Genomic DNA, 15,059 nt, shown 5'->3' on the forward strand with positions numbered 1-15,059 from the left:
AAGCCCGGCCATGGACGATGGAGTCCATGGTCTTTTTTGCATATTTAGAAGGTTTAAGGGAGGGGTTAATATGTCGGAAATACATCAATCGATCATTCAGCAGCTTCGGACCATTGAATCTGAAGAACAAGTCCGCATTTTGTATGCGTGTGAATCGGGGAGCCGGGCTTGGGGATTTCCATCCAAAGATAGTGATTATGATGTTAGATTCCTATACATACGGAGACCTGAGGCGTATTTATCTATTTTTGAGCACAGGGATGTAATAGAACGGCCGATCAGTGACATGCTTGATATTAACGGTTGGGACTTGAAGAAGGGGCTTAATCTATTTCGGAAATCTAATCCGCCTCTGCTGGAATGGTTAGAATCACCGATTCGCTATGAAGAAAAATACGCTGTAGCCGAAAGTATCCGTGAACTCTCGCCACAAAGCTTTTCGCCAAAATCATGCATTTACCACTATTTGAACATGGCGCGAGGAAATTACCGGGATTATCTGCAAGGCAGTGAGGTTAAAATCAAGAAATATTTTTACGTATTAAGACCACTCTTAGCATGCGCTTGGATTGAAAAATACAACGAAGTGCCGCCGCTCGATTTTAATGTGCTTGTACAGGATTTGATTCCACAAGATTCAGAATTACAGGAAGCTGTGCAGAGTCTGTTATTTCGTAAAATGTCCGGTGATGAACTAAATCTGGAGCCGCGCTTGGATGTTATCAATATTTACTTGAAGGAGCGAATTGCTCATTACGAGGCGGTTGCTTCTGCTTTTGAACAGAGTGTTGGTGTTATGGATGAAGCGTTAGATATCTTGTTCCGATCAGCACTGATAGAGGTCTGGGGAGAAACGGGGCAATGGAACTGGTAAGTTCACAATTCAATAATTGTTAATTAGGGAGAGATGAAGCTTATGCATTTGATCATCAAGGCGACGGGGTCAGGAGCGGGGATGTTGTCCCATCTGCTGGCTAAAAACCCGCATAATTTATATGACAGGAGCGATAAAGAAGCTAGAGTGCGTATAGTATTCACTGCAGCTTCCGACGAAGAGACAGAGGCCGTTATCTATGTCACACCAGATCCAATAGCTCTAGTTAAAGGAAATACAGCTCATAATGACATCACACAATATATTAACGATCGGGAGTTTGTTACGAGCAGCCGATTCTGCTCTTATATCCGTCCAGCGCTAGGTACAGCTCTTAATGGAAAGCCTAAGGAAGTATTTTTGCCTTGGGTAGATCACAAATTTCAATTGGAGCTGTCCTTTGGCCCAGTAGCATCGAACCTGCCTGATCACACGATTGAGGAACTGTTTCATGTACTTGGCTACGAGCTTGAGCTTGAAAGAGGAGATGCAGTGTATTCTTTTGATTTAAAAAGCCGCAGTTCTGCACGATACATTAGGCTGCGGGGAGAACAGACGCTGCAAAGGGCCCTTCGTCAACTGTTCATTCTGATTCCGGCATTAGATGATGATAAGCATTATTTTATCAGTGATGATGAGATTGAAAAAATCAGGCGTTATGGCGAAGGCTGGTTGGATAGTCATCCGTTGCGTGCGTTAATTCTCAAGCGGTCACTACGATTTGCTAATCTTATTAAGCAATTTGATGGTGAGGAATCCACCCCTTCTTCTGAAAAAGTGGCTGTTACTCCTGCTGAGCTTTCAGCTGAGCCTAAAATTAGATTAAATGATCTGCGGTATGCGGCGATTGCAGAAACAGTAGAAGGGTTGGCTTTCAAGAGTAGTATTGTTGATTTTGGTTCCGGCGAAGGGAAACTTTCGGCAAGGCTCGGAAGTGTGCCGGGCGTTAAGCAGATCTGGGCGGTTGAGCCTTCCGCAAACGCACAGCTACGCGCAATAGACCGCTTCTCGAAGCTTGAAGACCGAGAAGGAGTTACCGTGCCGACGCCTGTTACAGGTTCTTTGTTCTACTTCGATGAATCGCTGCGGAACAAGGATATTATGATTCTATGTGAGGTTATTGAGCATATCGACGAATATAGGCTGGCTCGAGTGATGGAGACTATTCTGGCGGAATATAGTCCTAAGGTATTGATCCTGACTACACCGAACAAGGAGTATAACGAGGTGTATGAGATGGAAGCGGAAGAAATGCGGCATAGTGATCACCGTTTTGAATGGGGACGAGCAGAGTTCTCCGAGTGGTGTATGCGCTGGACGAGCTCCTTTAATTATTCGGTTGATTTTAAAGGAATTGGCGAGGGTTCTGACGCTTTTGGATACCCGACGCAGATGTCGATATTTACGAAGGAGGGAGCATTGTAATGACTACAGAAGAGCAAAAAGAAAAGCAGCGAACCATTCTTTTTCCGCATGCAGGAATTATTGTATTGGTGGGTCCCTCCAATAGCGGCAAAAGCACTTTACTGCGTAGATTAGTAGATGAAGGCACGTTGTTGCAGACAGAAATCGTCTCATCGGATGATTTCCGTAGCATGCTTGGCGACACTGATTTTATGGATTGGAAGAATCGCCCCCGCGAAGAAGCAGTTATTATTTTTAATGATTATCAGTTGCTCTCAAGTCTAGCCTTTGAAGCAATGAATTCAGTCATTGCCATGCGCTGCCGACTTGGAAAACTGACGGTGGTGGATGCTACACATCTGCAAGAGGAATACCGTAAGCAATATTTAGATTTAGCAGATAAGTATAATGTTCCATGTATGGCTTGGGTGCTCGATGTTCCAGAGGAAACGCTGCTGGAGCGGGATGTACAGCGTGAGCATCCACGAGGACGCCAGCGGGTCAAGCAACAATATGGACAGTTCAAGCGTTCGCTACGGAGTGTTAAGGACGAGGGCTTTGCCTCGACTTATTTTTTGAAAAATACGGAGTCAGTACTTTTTGAACGTAAGCAGAACCCGCTTTGGGTTGAAATCGATAAAGGACTTGATATAATCGGCGACATTCATGGTTGTTATGAAGAGATGATCGAGCTACTCGAAAGATTGGAATATAAGGAAGACGAGCAAGGGTTGTACAGACACCCCGAGAGTAGGCAGTTAATTTCTGTGGGGGATGTGATGAGCCGGGGCCCGGAATCGCTGAAGACGATGAGGTTTTGGAAAAAGCATGTAGATGCTGGAATTGCCCGCATGATCGACAGCAACCATGGCTGGAAAATCGCCCGCTACCTGGATGGCCGCAAAGTTACATTAAGTCACGGAGACGAGAATATCGCCGCCGAGCTGGAGGCATTTGCGCTAGAAGCAGGCGATGAGGAAGCAAAAAGGCTTAGGGATGAACTTAAACAGTTTCTGTTGTCCGCGCCTAGCCACTTGTTGTTTGGCCGCAATGGCGTGCGGCGGGTCGTAGTTACCCATGCCGGCATTCGCGATGAATTTATCGGCAAGCAGTCCAAACGGATTCAGGACTTCTGCCGATATGGGGACACTGATGGAATGGATGGCAAGGGTGCACCTGTAAGGAAAGAATGGTATGTCGAACACGAATCTGGAGAGATTATCGTCTGGGGGCATGATCCTAGACCTTTTCCAACCGTGGTGAAAAATACAGTGAACATCGACCAAGGCGCTGTATTTGGTGGATCTTTAACTGCGTACCGTTACCCTGAAGGGAAATTCGTTAGTGTTAGAGCGAAACGCGATTATGCAGGTGATCCCGACAGTCCGTTAATTCGTTGGGAGCGGGGAAGATTCTCACCACCTAACCTGCGCAAATTCGTGGAGGGCTACTCAGTCCAGTCTGACCTTTACGGTGAGATAACGGTGCGCGGAGAGTTCGTTAAAGCGGCTATAGACACGGTCTCCCACTTTACGGTTCCACTAGAGGAACTGGTATATATTCCACCGACCATGAGTCCGCCGCCTTCAGTGTCTATAGATGAGAACTATCTGGAGCATCCGCGTGAAGCTTTTGCTTATTTCCGTGCACAAGGTGTGAAGACAATGATCGCGGAGAAAAAACATATGGGCAGCCGGGCCATTCTATTGTTATTCCGGGATGAAGAGGCGGCATTATCGTATGTGGGCAGGCCGTCGTTAGGCACGATTTATACACGTACAGGCCGAGCTTTTTTTGACAGGGATACTGAATCTGAAGTGTTACGTAGGCTGAACGCGGATCTCGTGCAGGCGAATTATTTTGCGAAAAATAACACCGATTTGCTGCTCCTAGATGCGGAGATCGTACCGTGGAACTTGAAAGCGCGTGAGCTGATTTCCTCCCAATATGCACATGTGGCTGAAGCTGCACTGTTAGATCGGGAGCATCTTTTGGAGAAGCTGCGTGAGGCTGAAAGATCAGGGCGAGATGTTACCTCGTGGATACAGGAAATGGAGGAGAAGCTCCAGAATGCTCATCTTTTTAAGGAAGCTTTCCAAAAGTATTGCTGGGACGTTAGTGGATTAGAGGGGATTAAGATTGCTCCCTTCCACACGCTTGCGCATAGCGGACAAACTTTCTTTGAGCACAGCCATCTTTGGCATATGGAGCATAATCGTGAACTAGCGGAGTTGTCACCTTTATTTATGGAGACTGAATACCGCACGGTTTGTAATGAAGCGGACGAGGAACAGATAATCCGTTGGTGGGAAGAGATGACGGAGGATGGGCATGAAGGGATTGTTATCAAACCAGAAACATTTATAACACGTAATGGAGATAAACTGGTTCAGCCTGCACTCAAGGTGAGAGGGCGTAAATATCTGCATATTATCTATGGAATAGATTATTTACAGCCGGACAATCTTGTACGCCTCAAGCAGCGCAAAACAAGTAAAAAAGAGCGAAATGCCTTAATGGAATGTGCGCTTAGCCGGGAATCGGTGGAACGTTTTATTCGTAAAGAGCCGATAGAACGCGTACATGAATGTGTGCTTGCTGCGCTGTCTTTGGAGTCTGATCCTGTAGATCCACGGCTGTAGAGAATAGAATAGAAATGAGTTATGAATTGAGGTAGAAATATAATGTTAAGCAATGCTACAGAAGTGTCGTTAAGCAAATTTATGACTAAATTGCTCCGGCATACTCCAGAGCAGTATGGCCTTATTTTGGACCCTGAGGATGGTTCCTGTACGTTGGACGATTTGTTGTCCGTGCTTGTGAAAGCTCCTAGATGGTCTGAGGTGACTGTGGGAGATATTCAGCAAGTGGTTGCCAGCTGCGAGAAGCAACGATTTGAAATCAATGGAGATCGAATCAAAGCTCGGTACGGGCATAGTCATACCAAAATAACCTATGATCCGGGAACTCCGCCATCTACGCTTTATCACGGAACTCATACTGGCGTTCTTTCAGTTATTTTGGAAGAGGGACTCCAATCAATGGGACGCCAATATGTTCATTTATCCGAAGGGACACATTTTGCCAGTCTGGCCGGAAGCCGCAGAGGGAAATTGATTCTACTGACTGTTGATACGATTAGCGCTGGTCAAATGGGTGTAACTTTTTATTGTGCGGGTAATGAGGTATGGCTGGCGGACCCAATTCCGGCTTCCTGTCTTAATGTGTATACCCCATTATAGAATTAGAACAACGTTTGGTTAGGAGGCATACTCACATGGATGGAATTTCAGATCACCTAGATCACGGATTACAGATTGTATTTATTGGTTTTAACCCGAGTATTCGTTCAGGTGAAGTGGGGCACCATTACGCGAATCCACGAAATAATTTCTGGAGAATCTTGCACAATTCAGGACTTACTCCTCGGCTATACGACGCGTCTGAGGACGGGGAACTACTTAAGCTGGGTTATGGTTTTACGAATATTGTTTCCAGGCCTACACGCGGAATCGACGATATTACCCGTGAGGAATATAATGAGGGCCGCGAATTGCTTCGCTCCAAGCTGGAATTGTATCGCCCACAGGTCGCCTGTTTTGTAGGAAAAGGTGTATATACAGAGTTTAGTCGTAGGACTAAAGCAAACTGGGGATTTCAAGGGGATGTACCTCCGAAGGTAGACGGTGTACGTGAATTTGTAGCTCCCTCTTCCAGTGGATTAGTGAGGATGCCTATGGAGGAGATCATAGGGATTTACCGTAGGTTAGCCGAGTTTACGCAAGAAAGCGACAGATGAGATGATGTGTTTGGCTGCAGAGTTATGGGCTTGAAGAAGTATGAACTTCAAACAAGAAACGAGCAAGTTTCCAGATTGGAAACTTGCTCGTTTTTATTACTTCAATGGACTAGCTGATGCGATTGTTCCTGTACGATACTAATCCGCAAATAATACATCAAGTCTCGATCAACAACAGAATGATAGAGGATAAGGATAGACAAACGCTGATCAAGCATAACACGGCAACGACTTGCTTCTGGCTCAAACCTGCACGAAGCAGGCGGTAATGAGCCTGGGTAGCGTCGGCCTGATAAATGGACTTGCCTTGGATAAAGCGTTTGACGACGACAAAAATATTGTCGAAGATCGGAACGCCCAGCGCCAGAATCGGGATGAACAGCGACAGGGCCGTAGCTTGCTTAAACGCACCGTCGAGTGCGATTACCGCAAGGATGAAACCTAGAAAGGTAGCCCCGGCGTCGCCCATAAAGATTTTGGCAGGCGGTTTGTTATAGCGTAGATAAGCAATGGTGACACCGACGAGTGCAATCGCCATAATCGCAGAAGAGGATTGCCCCTTAGTTAATGCGACAATAAATAGTGTTATGGCCGAAATAGCAGTTAAGGCGCCAGCCAAACCATCCATACCATCCGAGAAATTAATGACAGTGGTTACGCCGAAGATCCAGATAATCGTCAATAGAAACTGTAATACAACGGGTAGAACGATATAATCCCCTGAGAAGGGGTTGTAGAAGCCTGTAAATGCGTTGCCGGAAAGATAAACAAGAACAGCCGCACTAACCTGCACAATCATTTTGGGCAGTGCCGGGAAATCCTTACCTTTTGTTTTGTACCAATCATCTATGGTGCCTATGGTCAGCAGCAGTACGCCCCCTGCAAACAGCGCGACGGTTTCCATGGAGAATTCACGGGCAAATACCAGATAGGTAATGAAGAATCCAATGAATATGGCGTAACTGGCCGTAAGCGGTATAGGCTCTCTATGAATTTTACGCTCAACGTCCTGACGAGGCTTGTCCACAAAATCGAGTCGGAAAGCTAGTCTGCCGAGCGGCGGAATTAGAAAGTAGACGATAGAAAAAGACATTAGAAACGATAAAACGTATAATATGACGCTCACCACCGTTTTCTTTTTAAAATAACACAATTCGCTTAAAACTACCTTAAAAAAGTAAATTTTTGTCGTCTGACTGATAAGTTGACTTGATTGTATCACTGTAGTACCTTTTTGAGAAAAGAGTTTTGGGGGATATTTATGAAATACGACGTTATTTTATTCGATGCTGACGATACACTGTTTGATTACGGAATGGCAGAAAGTCACGCGTTATCTAACGCATTTCTACATGTTGGGATGCCCACAGGTGCTGAGGATTATGCTGCCAGTTATCAGGAGATTAATCATGCGCTGTGGCGTGATTTGGAGCAGGGGAAGATTAGTTCTGCTGCATTACGCGTGGAACGGTTTAATCGGTTATTCGCTGCGAATGCGCTGGAGCTAGATCCTGAGGCGTTTAGTGAAGCGTATCTACGTTTCTTAGGCGAGGGAACCTTTCTGATCCAGGGAGCGATCGAGCTGTGCGAGGAGCTTGCCGGCTGTCGATTAGCAATCATTACGAACGGAATTAAAGAAGTGCAAACTTCCAGAATTCAAGGATCACCGCTTAGTGAAACATTTGAGCAGATCATTATTTCAGAGGAGGCTGGTTGTCAGAAGCCGGAGACAGGGATTTTTGATTATGCTTTTGCTAAATTGGGAATTTCGGATAAGGAAAAAGTACTGATTGTAGGGGACTCCTTAACCTCTGATATTCAAGGCGGAATCAATTATGGGATCGATACTTGCTGGTTTAACCCGCTCGGTAAAGAGAATACGTCGGGTGTTCAACCGAAATATGAAATTCGAGTTCTGTCGGAGCTCTTAGACATTGTAGGCAAGACAACGGATCTTCAATAAAAAATAAGGTGTGAGCGCATCAGCGACTCACACCTTTTATTAAGTGAGCTGAAGAATCTTATTGCCGAGTATCCAGCGGCTTCAGATAAGCTTCGATTTGCTGGCGTTTCGATTCCAGAAATGGTGGCAGTGCAAGAGATTCGCCCAAACTTTCCATTGGCTCATCTGTTGCAAAGCCTGGCCCGTCTGTAGCTAGCTCAAAAAGAATGCCGTTAGGCTCACGGAAGTAAAGGGAGCGGAAGTAGAAACGATCCACGAATTCGGAGTTAGGAAGCTGAGCTGTGCGTATATGCTCGACCCATTGCTTCAATTCCTCCTCGTTATCCACGCGGAATGCGACATGGTGCACACCACCTCGTCCCAAATGTTCCTGCTCTAGATCATTGCGTTCCTCTAGGTGAACCTCTGCACCTGATCCGCCTTCTCCAGTCTCAAATACAATCACATCTGGCTGGCCCGCAATGGTTGAAGGATAAGTGCCTTTGCGGCGGAAGCCAAGCAATTGCTCCAGTACAACCGCCGTATGCTCTGCACTTTCTACTGTAAGATGTGCGGGACCTAGACCAACAATCCCATTTTCAGCAGGTACCGGGCTTTTAGCCCAAGGGATGCCACCGGCAACACCATTATCATTTTCGTCGGATACTAGAATGAAACGTTGCCCTTCGTGATCACGGAAGGCTAAAGTCTGGCGGCCACCGATTGTTTGAATCGTTTCATGCTCTACGTTAAGCTCGGTGAAACGCTGCTCCCAATAGGTAAGTGAAGCATCATTTGGCACTCGAAGGGAGAGCGCGGAGATGCTGTTATTGCCTGCACGGTTGCGGCCCGCCATTGGGAGTTCGAAGAAAGTTAATTCGGTTCCGGGATTACCCTTCTCATCACCATAGAATAAATGATACACTGAAATATCATCCTGGTTTACTGTCTTTTTAATGAGACGCAGTCCAAGTACTTCGGTATAGAACCTAAAGTTTTCTTGCGCTTTACCTGTAATTGCGGATACGTGATGTAGTCCTTTTAATGTTAATGTCATGTGTAATTACCTCCGTGTAAATGCTAAATGTGAGTAAGTTATATTGTGATCTTTAAAAGATTTAGTGAGTATTATTAAGTTACTATAATTTTAATAGTAAAATGCGATTTTTGCAAGTAGATGTTTATGCATCATAAAATCCAGTTCATATATAAGGAGAGTGTACAATGCACACAACAACTAGCTTGATGAAACAATTGCAGGAGCTAAAGCTTGATCCACACGGGACTATTCTGGTCCATTCCTCTTTAAAAAGCATTGGGGAAGTAGATGGAGGCGCGAACACAGTACTGGATGTACTCAGTGAATATATGAAGGACGGACTGCTCGTATTGCCAACTCATACTTGGGCTTATATTAATGCAGACAATCCAAGGTTCTCTGTTCAAGATTCCCCATCTTGTGTAGGGATATTACCGGAGTTATTCCGTAAACGTCCAGGTGTTGTTCGCTCTTGGCACCCGACGCATTCTGTGGCGGCTTTAGGTGCAGATGCTGAGGAGTTCACTACGGGGGATGAACGCTGGGATACGCCGTGCGCCCGTGGTTCAGCATGGGGCAAGCTACTTGATCGAAAGGCGGAAATTGTACTGCTGGGAGTCGATCTTCGGCGGAATACGTTCATCCATGGCATTGAAGAGTGGGTCGATATTCCAGGCAGAATGACGGATACCCATGAGGAGCTATATACGGTGACGCCGGGTGGAGATGAAATCATGGTGCCTTCTCGCAGACATTGTGGCCTCTCTTGGTCGGAGCATTTTTGGAAGGTGGAGCGTGAGCTTGAAGAGGGCGGTGCCATGCGCAAGGGTAACTTTGGAGACGCGTTAGTCAGGGTATGTGGGACGGTAGAAACGACGGATATTCTAAGCCAGATGCTGACAGTGAATCCGGACCTTTTCTCGGATAATGAGCCACTGCATGGGGAGGACAAGCCGGTACCACTTCCAAAGACTAGGGCGTGAGCAACCTTAGAAGAGGCTAATTGAATGACGATAAAGCATTTTTCAAACCACACAATCTGGAAGCCGCTATCAATGTATGGTATATTAATCTCACTAAAACATAGTAAGGAGATTGGAAATGGAAAAAACTTTGGTTTTTGGACACAAAAATCCGGATACGGATACCATTTGTTCTGCAATTGCTTATGCTGCACTCAAAAAGGAATTGGGCTGGGATGCTGAGGCCGTTCGTCTGGGCGAGGTTAGTGGTGAAACGCAATTTGCGCTTGATCATTTCGGAGTCGCTGCTCCTCGTCTGGTAGAGAACGTAGCTGGTGAAGCAAATCAGGTTATTCTTGTTGACCATAACGAACGCCAACAAAGTGCGAATGACATTGATCAAGTGCGCGTGGTTGAAGTTATCGACCATCACCGGATCGCAAACTTTGAGACTGCACATCCGTTATACTATCGTGCTGAGCCAGTAGGCTGTACAGCTACTATTCTTAACAAGTTGTATAAAGAAAACGGAGTTGCTATTCCTAAAGAAATCGCCGGATTGATGCTGTCTGCGATCATTTCTGATTCCTTGCTGTTTAAATCACCAACTTGCACTGCGGAAGATGTAGCTGCAGCACGTGAGCTTGCTGAAATCGCTGGTGTAGATGCTGAAAGCTACGGTCTCGACATGCTGAAAGCTGGAGCTGATCTTAGCGACAAGAGTATCGCTCAACTGATTTCCTTGGATGCAAAGGAATTCAAAATGGGTGAATACAAAGTTGAAATCGCTCAAGTGAACGCGGTGGATGTTAATGATGTTCTCTCCAAACAAGCTGAACTGGAAACTGCACTTACTTCCATTATTGCTGAAAAAGAATTGGATCTGTTTTTGTTTGTAGTTACAGATATCCTCAATAACGATTCTGTGGGTCTGGCTCTGGGTCGTGTTGCAGGTGCAGTAGAAACGGCGTACAATGTTAAGCTTGATGACAATAAAGCACTTCTCAGAGGTGTAGTATCCCGTAAATCGCAAATCGTTCCTGTTCTTACAGAAACAATTGCTAAGCTGTAACGCATTTTAACAATTGCACTCTATTCGGTGCAGTAGCATTCATATAAGAGCCACGTCATCCACTGAAAGTTATAAGGGTGACGTGGTTCTTTTTGTTTTACGGCACATTCTGCTACAATACTTTGAGAGGTAAGAGTAACAACCAACATCTGGAATATAACAAAGAGATAGGGGATATTAAGAATGGAATTGTTTGCAACACTCGAGCAGGACGATTACGAGGAACTGTTATTTTGTCAGGATAAAGCATCAGGATTAAAGGCAATCATCGCCATTCATGACACGACATTAGGGCCCGCACTGGGTGGAACACGGATGTGGACCTATGCTACAGAAGAGGAAGCGATTGTTGACGCGCTTCGATTAGCGAAAGGGATGACGTACAAAAATGCAGTATCCGGCCTAAATTTAGGCGGTGGGAAAACAGTAATTATAGGGGATCCCAAGAAGGATAAGAATGAAGCGATGTTCCGTGCTTTTGGAAGATACATACAGGGCTTGAATGGACGTTACATAACAGCCGAGGATGTTGGCACTACAGAAGAAGATATGAACATTATTTATCAGGAGACAGATTATGTTACAGGTACATCTCCTACTTATGGTTCCTCGGGTAATCCATCACCAGCTACGGCTTACGGCGTATACCAAGGGATGAAGGCAGCGGCCAAAGCAGTGTTTGGCAGTGATTCGCTCGAAGGGAAGATTGTAGCCGTTCAAGGCGTTGGGAATGTGGCTTTTTCGCTGTGTAAGCATCTTCATGAAGAGGGCGCTCAGCTTATCGTAGCTGATATTCACAAAGAAGCTGTGGGGCGTGCAGTAGAGGCTTACGGCGCCAAAGCAGTCGATCCCGCAGATATTATCAGTACAGACTGTGATATCTATGCTCCATGCGCACTCGGAGCAACGATCAATGATGAGTCCCTCCGGGTAATTAAGGCGAAGGTGATCGCTGGCGCAGCCAACAATCAGTTAAAAGAGGCCTATCATGGCGATACTCTGCACGAAATGGGCATTGTATATGCTCCTGATTATGTGATTAATGCTGGTGGCGTTATTAATATTGCGGATGAACTGAATGGTTATAATAAGGAACGTGCGTTTAAGCAGGTTGCAAAAATTTACGATAACATCACCCGCGTGCTGGAAATCTCACGTCTAAATGGAATTCCTACTTCCGTTGCGGCAAATCAGCTTGCAGAGGAGCGGATTTCCTTATTAAGAAATACTCGTAGTACTTTCTTGCGTAACGGTCAACATGCTCTTAGCAGAAGATCACTACGGGGATAAGGTGCATAGGTACTTAAATTAGTCTTTCACAAGCAAAAACGCCGTTGGTGTCCTTAAAGGACGTCAACGGCGTTTTTGCTTGTTATTGTACCTTTTGTGGTTCTGGGTAAGTGACACCCAGTGTGTCGACGGTTACTTTCTTCATCACTGGTGGCTCTTCTGGACGATCTGAACTGTCTGTTTTCAAGCCAACAATGGATTTAACCACGTCCATGCCTTCGGTAACTTTACCAAAAGCGGCATAGCTTCCATCTAGACTAGGATAAGCTGCATCCATAATAAAGAACTGGGAACCGGCAGAATCTGGAGCCTGCGATCTTGCCATGGACAGAACACCTTCCGTATGCAACAGGTTATTAGTAAACCCGTTTCCGGAGAATTCTCCAGCGATGCTATATCCTGGACCACCCATACCGGTACCATCAGGGTCACCGCCCTGAATCATGAAGTCAGGCATCACTCTATGGAATATGGTGCCGTCATAAAATCCTTTTTGAATCAGTGAGATGAAGTTGTTCACAGTGTTAGGGGCAACTTCAGGATAAAGCTCGGCTTTGATGATGCCTCCGTTATCCATCTCAATAGTCACAATGGGGTGGCTTGCTGTAGCTGAAGGGAGTCCTTCGTTAGCGCCAGCATTTGTCTCGCTGCTTGCGTTATTTCCTGCTGCCCCACTGCTGCTTCCATTATTACTGCTGGCATTGTTATTGGTAGGCTTATTACCGCAACCTGCTGCAATAACCATCACCAGGCATAACATGACCATTAGGATAGCAGATCTTGCTCGTGTAGACTTCACTAATCAATCTCTCCTTTTTCTTGAATAATCTCGTAGGTACTTCTCATAATAACCTCTTTGTCCCTTTACATGCAAAGGTCAGTTGTGACATGTGGGATTGGCACATTCTCAAAAGAGGTTTACAATAATAGGAATGTTTCCGCGAGAACATCAAGAAAGGATGTGTAGATCATGCGCTTTTCATGGAAACGGAACTTGATCGTGCTTTGGGTGGGTGTCTTTTTTTGTAGTACGGCGTATTCGATCTCTATTCCGTTCCTCTCTATTTTTTTGAGTGACGAGCTTGGGGTTACGAATCATTTGGAAATTTGGTCTGGGGTTAGTTTTGGGATAACCTTTCTAGCCAGCGCTTTAATTTCTCCCTACTGGGGTTCCCTCGCCGACAAATATGGTCGGAAGCCGATGCTTATTCGCTCGGGCTTCAGTTTGGCAGCCTTATATCTGATTAATTACTTCGTGCATGATCCTTACGTCTTTCTGATCGTGCGCGTACTACAAGGATTGCTTGCTGGATTTGTTCCGGCTGCGATAGCCATGGTGGCTACGAACACACCTGAGGATAAGACCGGTTATGCGCTGAGTATTATGTCTACAGCCGGAGCAACGGGCAGTATCATTGGTCCATTGATCGGCGGTGTAGTGAGCTTTTACACAAGCAATCGGGTTGCTTTTTTATTCTCAGCAGGTATTGTACTCGTTTCGGCACTTATTGCTACTTTTTTTGCTAAAGAAGAGAATTTTGACCGATCTGCTCCGAGGTCTCATGTAAGTGATGATATCAAGGAAGCGCGAAGCAATCGCGCATTTATGACTTTGCTATCGCTGGCGGGGATAAGCACCTTTTCTGTTATGATTCTGGAGCCGCTTATTCCGATACATCTGCTAGATATGGGAATCGCCAAAAGCAGCGCCTCGCTAAGCTCAGGAATTGTATTCTCCGCTGTGGGTATTGCTACTGTGCTAATGGCTCCGCAGTGGGGGAGAATCGGAAGCCGGAAGGGCTTCGGGATGATCTTGTTCATTGGATTAATCGGTGGAGGTATCGGTAATATTCTGCAATTCTTTGTTACAGGGTATGTGGAATTCGCCGTTCTTCGTTTTGCCTACGGCTTGTTCTATGCAGGTGTGCTTCCATCTGTAAATGCAATGATTGTACAAGTTATTGAGCCCGGGTTTCGCGGACGTGCTTTTGGTCTCAACCAAGCGGCATCTCAACTCGCGACAATGGCCGGGCCTATTATAGGCGGTTTACTTGGGGCTTTTATCCAGATCCGCTGGGTGTTTGTGATCAATGGGGTGATGCTGCTTGTAGCAGCGGTATTGGTTAAGACCCGTAAGCTGGATTCCCAAATTGCAGCAGCGCGTTCAGTAGAATAACCGGCAGCTCAAGAGTAACCCTTACTGAGGAAAGTACTCATATTGAAAAACAAATAAAGCCGCCGGATCCTAGCCCGGCGGCTTTATATAGTCTAATCTCCCTGTGATCCGTTTAAGACGTCCGTTCCAGGCATGCCATCAACTGGTGGTGAAGCAGGGTCGATGATGGATCCTGGATACACCTCATCTGCGTCAGGAATATCTTCCAATGGAGGATCCTCCTCTTCCATCTCTAGCAGCTCCTCGTCCTCAGCATTATCGCTGCTTGTTAGTCCTGCCGTTTCAGCAGCCAGGAATGCATCGGATTCCAGCAAGTCATTTCTTTCGAGTGTTTCCTCAGGTTGGTTTAAACCAATATCAGCCGCCAAATATTTATCGCCAACCAACACGGGGTCGGCATCTTCATTGACAACATCCTCTACATCAATATCAGCTTGAATATAACGCTCATATGCAAAATCGGCTTCAGTTTTATTAGGTGAATCTTCCATAGCCGTTCAC

At 45.8% G+C, this 15,059-nt stretch carries 14 protein-coding genes; 10 read left to right on the forward strand and 4 right to left on the reverse strand.

The features are described from left to right. Positions 1-70: 70 nt before the first annotated feature. From NSS87_RS04590 to NSS87_RS04610, 5 genes are read left to right on the forward strand one after another with little or no spacing between them, the layout of a single operon-like run. Positions 71-874: a nucleotidyltransferase domain-containing protein gene (locus tag NSS87_RS04590; RefSeq protein ID WP_339245107.1), complete on the forward strand. Its 804-nt coding sequence runs from the start codon at positions 71-73 to the stop codon at positions 872-874. 42 nt (positions 875-916) lie between these two features. Then, positions 917-2,299 carry a 3' terminal RNA ribose 2'-O-methyltransferase Hen1 gene (locus NSS87_RS04595; RefSeq protein ID WP_339245108.1) on the forward strand — a complete coding sequence of 461 codons (1,383 nt, stop codon included), beginning with the start codon at positions 917-919 and terminating at the stop codon, positions 2,297-2,299. Continuing rightward, positions 2,299-4,920, forward strand: coding sequence for a polynucleotide kinase-phosphatase (locus NSS87_RS04600; RefSeq protein ID WP_339245110.1), 2,622 nt, complete (start codon positions 2,299-2,301; stop codon positions 4,918-4,920). Before NSS87_RS04595 ends, NSS87_RS04600 begins: the two co-directional genes overlap by 1 nt. Positions 4,921-4,962: 42 nt before the next feature. After that, positions 4,963-5,520 carry an RNA 2'-phosphotransferase gene (locus NSS87_RS04605; protein ID WP_042185128.1) on the forward strand — a complete coding sequence of 186 codons (558 nt, stop codon included), beginning with the start codon at positions 4,963-4,965 and terminating at the stop codon, positions 5,518-5,520. Positions 5,521-5,555: 35 nt separating this feature from the next. Continuing rightward, complete coding sequence (locus NSS87_RS04610; protein WP_042185130.1) at positions 5,556-6,077, forward strand: mismatch-specific DNA-glycosylase; 522 nt, start codon at positions 5,556-5,558, stop codon at positions 6,075-6,077. Positions 6,078-6,234: 157 nt separating this feature from the next. Here the strand turns inward: NSS87_RS04610 and NSS87_RS04615 are convergent, their stop codons facing one another. Further along, positions 6,235-7,170 carry an MraY family glycosyltransferase gene (locus tag NSS87_RS04615; protein ID WP_042124401.1) on the reverse strand — a complete coding sequence of 312 codons (936 nt, stop codon included), beginning with the start codon at positions 7,168-7,170 and terminating at the stop codon, positions 6,235-6,237. Positions 7,171-7,338: 168 nt separating this feature from the next. On the opposite strand from NSS87_RS04615, the gene NSS87_RS04620 reads away from it, so the two are divergent. Further along, positions 7,339-8,040, forward strand: coding sequence for a YjjG family noncanonical pyrimidine nucleotidase (locus NSS87_RS04620; protein ID WP_042185133.1), 702 nt, complete (start codon positions 7,339-7,341; stop codon positions 8,038-8,040). A gap of 58 nt (positions 8,041-8,098) precedes the next feature. Here NSS87_RS04620 and NSS87_RS04625 read toward each other — a convergent pair whose 3' ends face one another. Beyond that, on the reverse strand, positions 8,099-9,076 hold the full coding sequence (locus NSS87_RS04625; RefSeq protein WP_339245113.1) for a ring-cleaving dioxygenase: 978 nt from the start codon (positions 9,074-9,076) through the stop codon (positions 8,099-8,101). A gap of 167 nt (positions 9,077-9,243) precedes the next feature. Here NSS87_RS04625 and NSS87_RS04630 point away from each other — a divergent pair, with 167 nt between their 5' ends. From NSS87_RS04630 to NSS87_RS04640, 3 genes are all read left to right on the forward strand, one after another. Next, the gene (locus NSS87_RS04630) at positions 9,244-10,041 is read left to right on the forward strand and encodes an AAC(3) family N-acetyltransferase (RefSeq protein ID WP_042185136.1); all 798 of its coding nucleotides are present in this window, start codon (positions 9,244-9,246) and stop codon (positions 10,039-10,041) included. A gap of 118 nt (positions 10,042-10,159) precedes the next feature. Beyond that, positions 10,160-11,092, forward strand: coding sequence for a manganese-dependent inorganic pyrophosphatase (locus tag NSS87_RS04635; protein ID WP_076283885.1), 933 nt, complete (start codon positions 10,160-10,162; stop codon positions 11,090-11,092). Positions 11,093-11,275: 183 nt separating this feature from the next. Then, positions 11,276-12,382 carry a Glu/Leu/Phe/Val dehydrogenase gene (locus NSS87_RS04640; protein WP_339245116.1) on the forward strand — a complete coding sequence of 369 codons (1,107 nt, stop codon included), beginning with the start codon at positions 11,276-11,278 and terminating at the stop codon, positions 12,380-12,382. A gap of 82 nt (positions 12,383-12,464) precedes the next feature. On the opposite strand, the gene NSS87_RS04645 is transcribed toward NSS87_RS04640, so the two are convergent. Then, on the reverse strand, positions 12,465-13,148 hold the full coding sequence (locus NSS87_RS04645) for a peptidylprolyl isomerase (RefSeq protein ID WP_042193340.1): 684 nt from the start codon (positions 13,146-13,148) through the stop codon (positions 12,465-12,467). A gap of 204 nt (positions 13,149-13,352) precedes the next feature. Between NSS87_RS04645 and NSS87_RS04650 the strand changes: the two genes are divergently transcribed. Then, positions 13,353-14,558, forward strand: coding sequence for an MFS transporter (locus NSS87_RS04650; RefSeq protein WP_042185144.1), 1,206 nt, complete (start codon positions 13,353-13,355; stop codon positions 14,556-14,558). Between the two features lie 92 nt (positions 14,559-14,650). Here NSS87_RS04650 and NSS87_RS04655 read toward each other — a convergent pair whose 3' ends face one another. Beyond that, positions 14,651-15,049 (reverse strand): hypothetical protein, encoded by a 399-nt coding sequence (locus NSS87_RS04655; protein WP_042185146.1) that lies wholly within the window; start codon positions 15,047-15,049, stop codon positions 14,651-14,653. Between the last annotated feature and the right edge of the window lie 10 nt (positions 15,050-15,059).

This window comes from Paenibacillus sp. FSL F4-0243 (assembly GCF_037963295.1).
Classification (GTDB): domain Bacteria; phylum Bacillota; class Bacilli; order Paenibacillales; family Paenibacillaceae; genus Paenibacillus_AQ.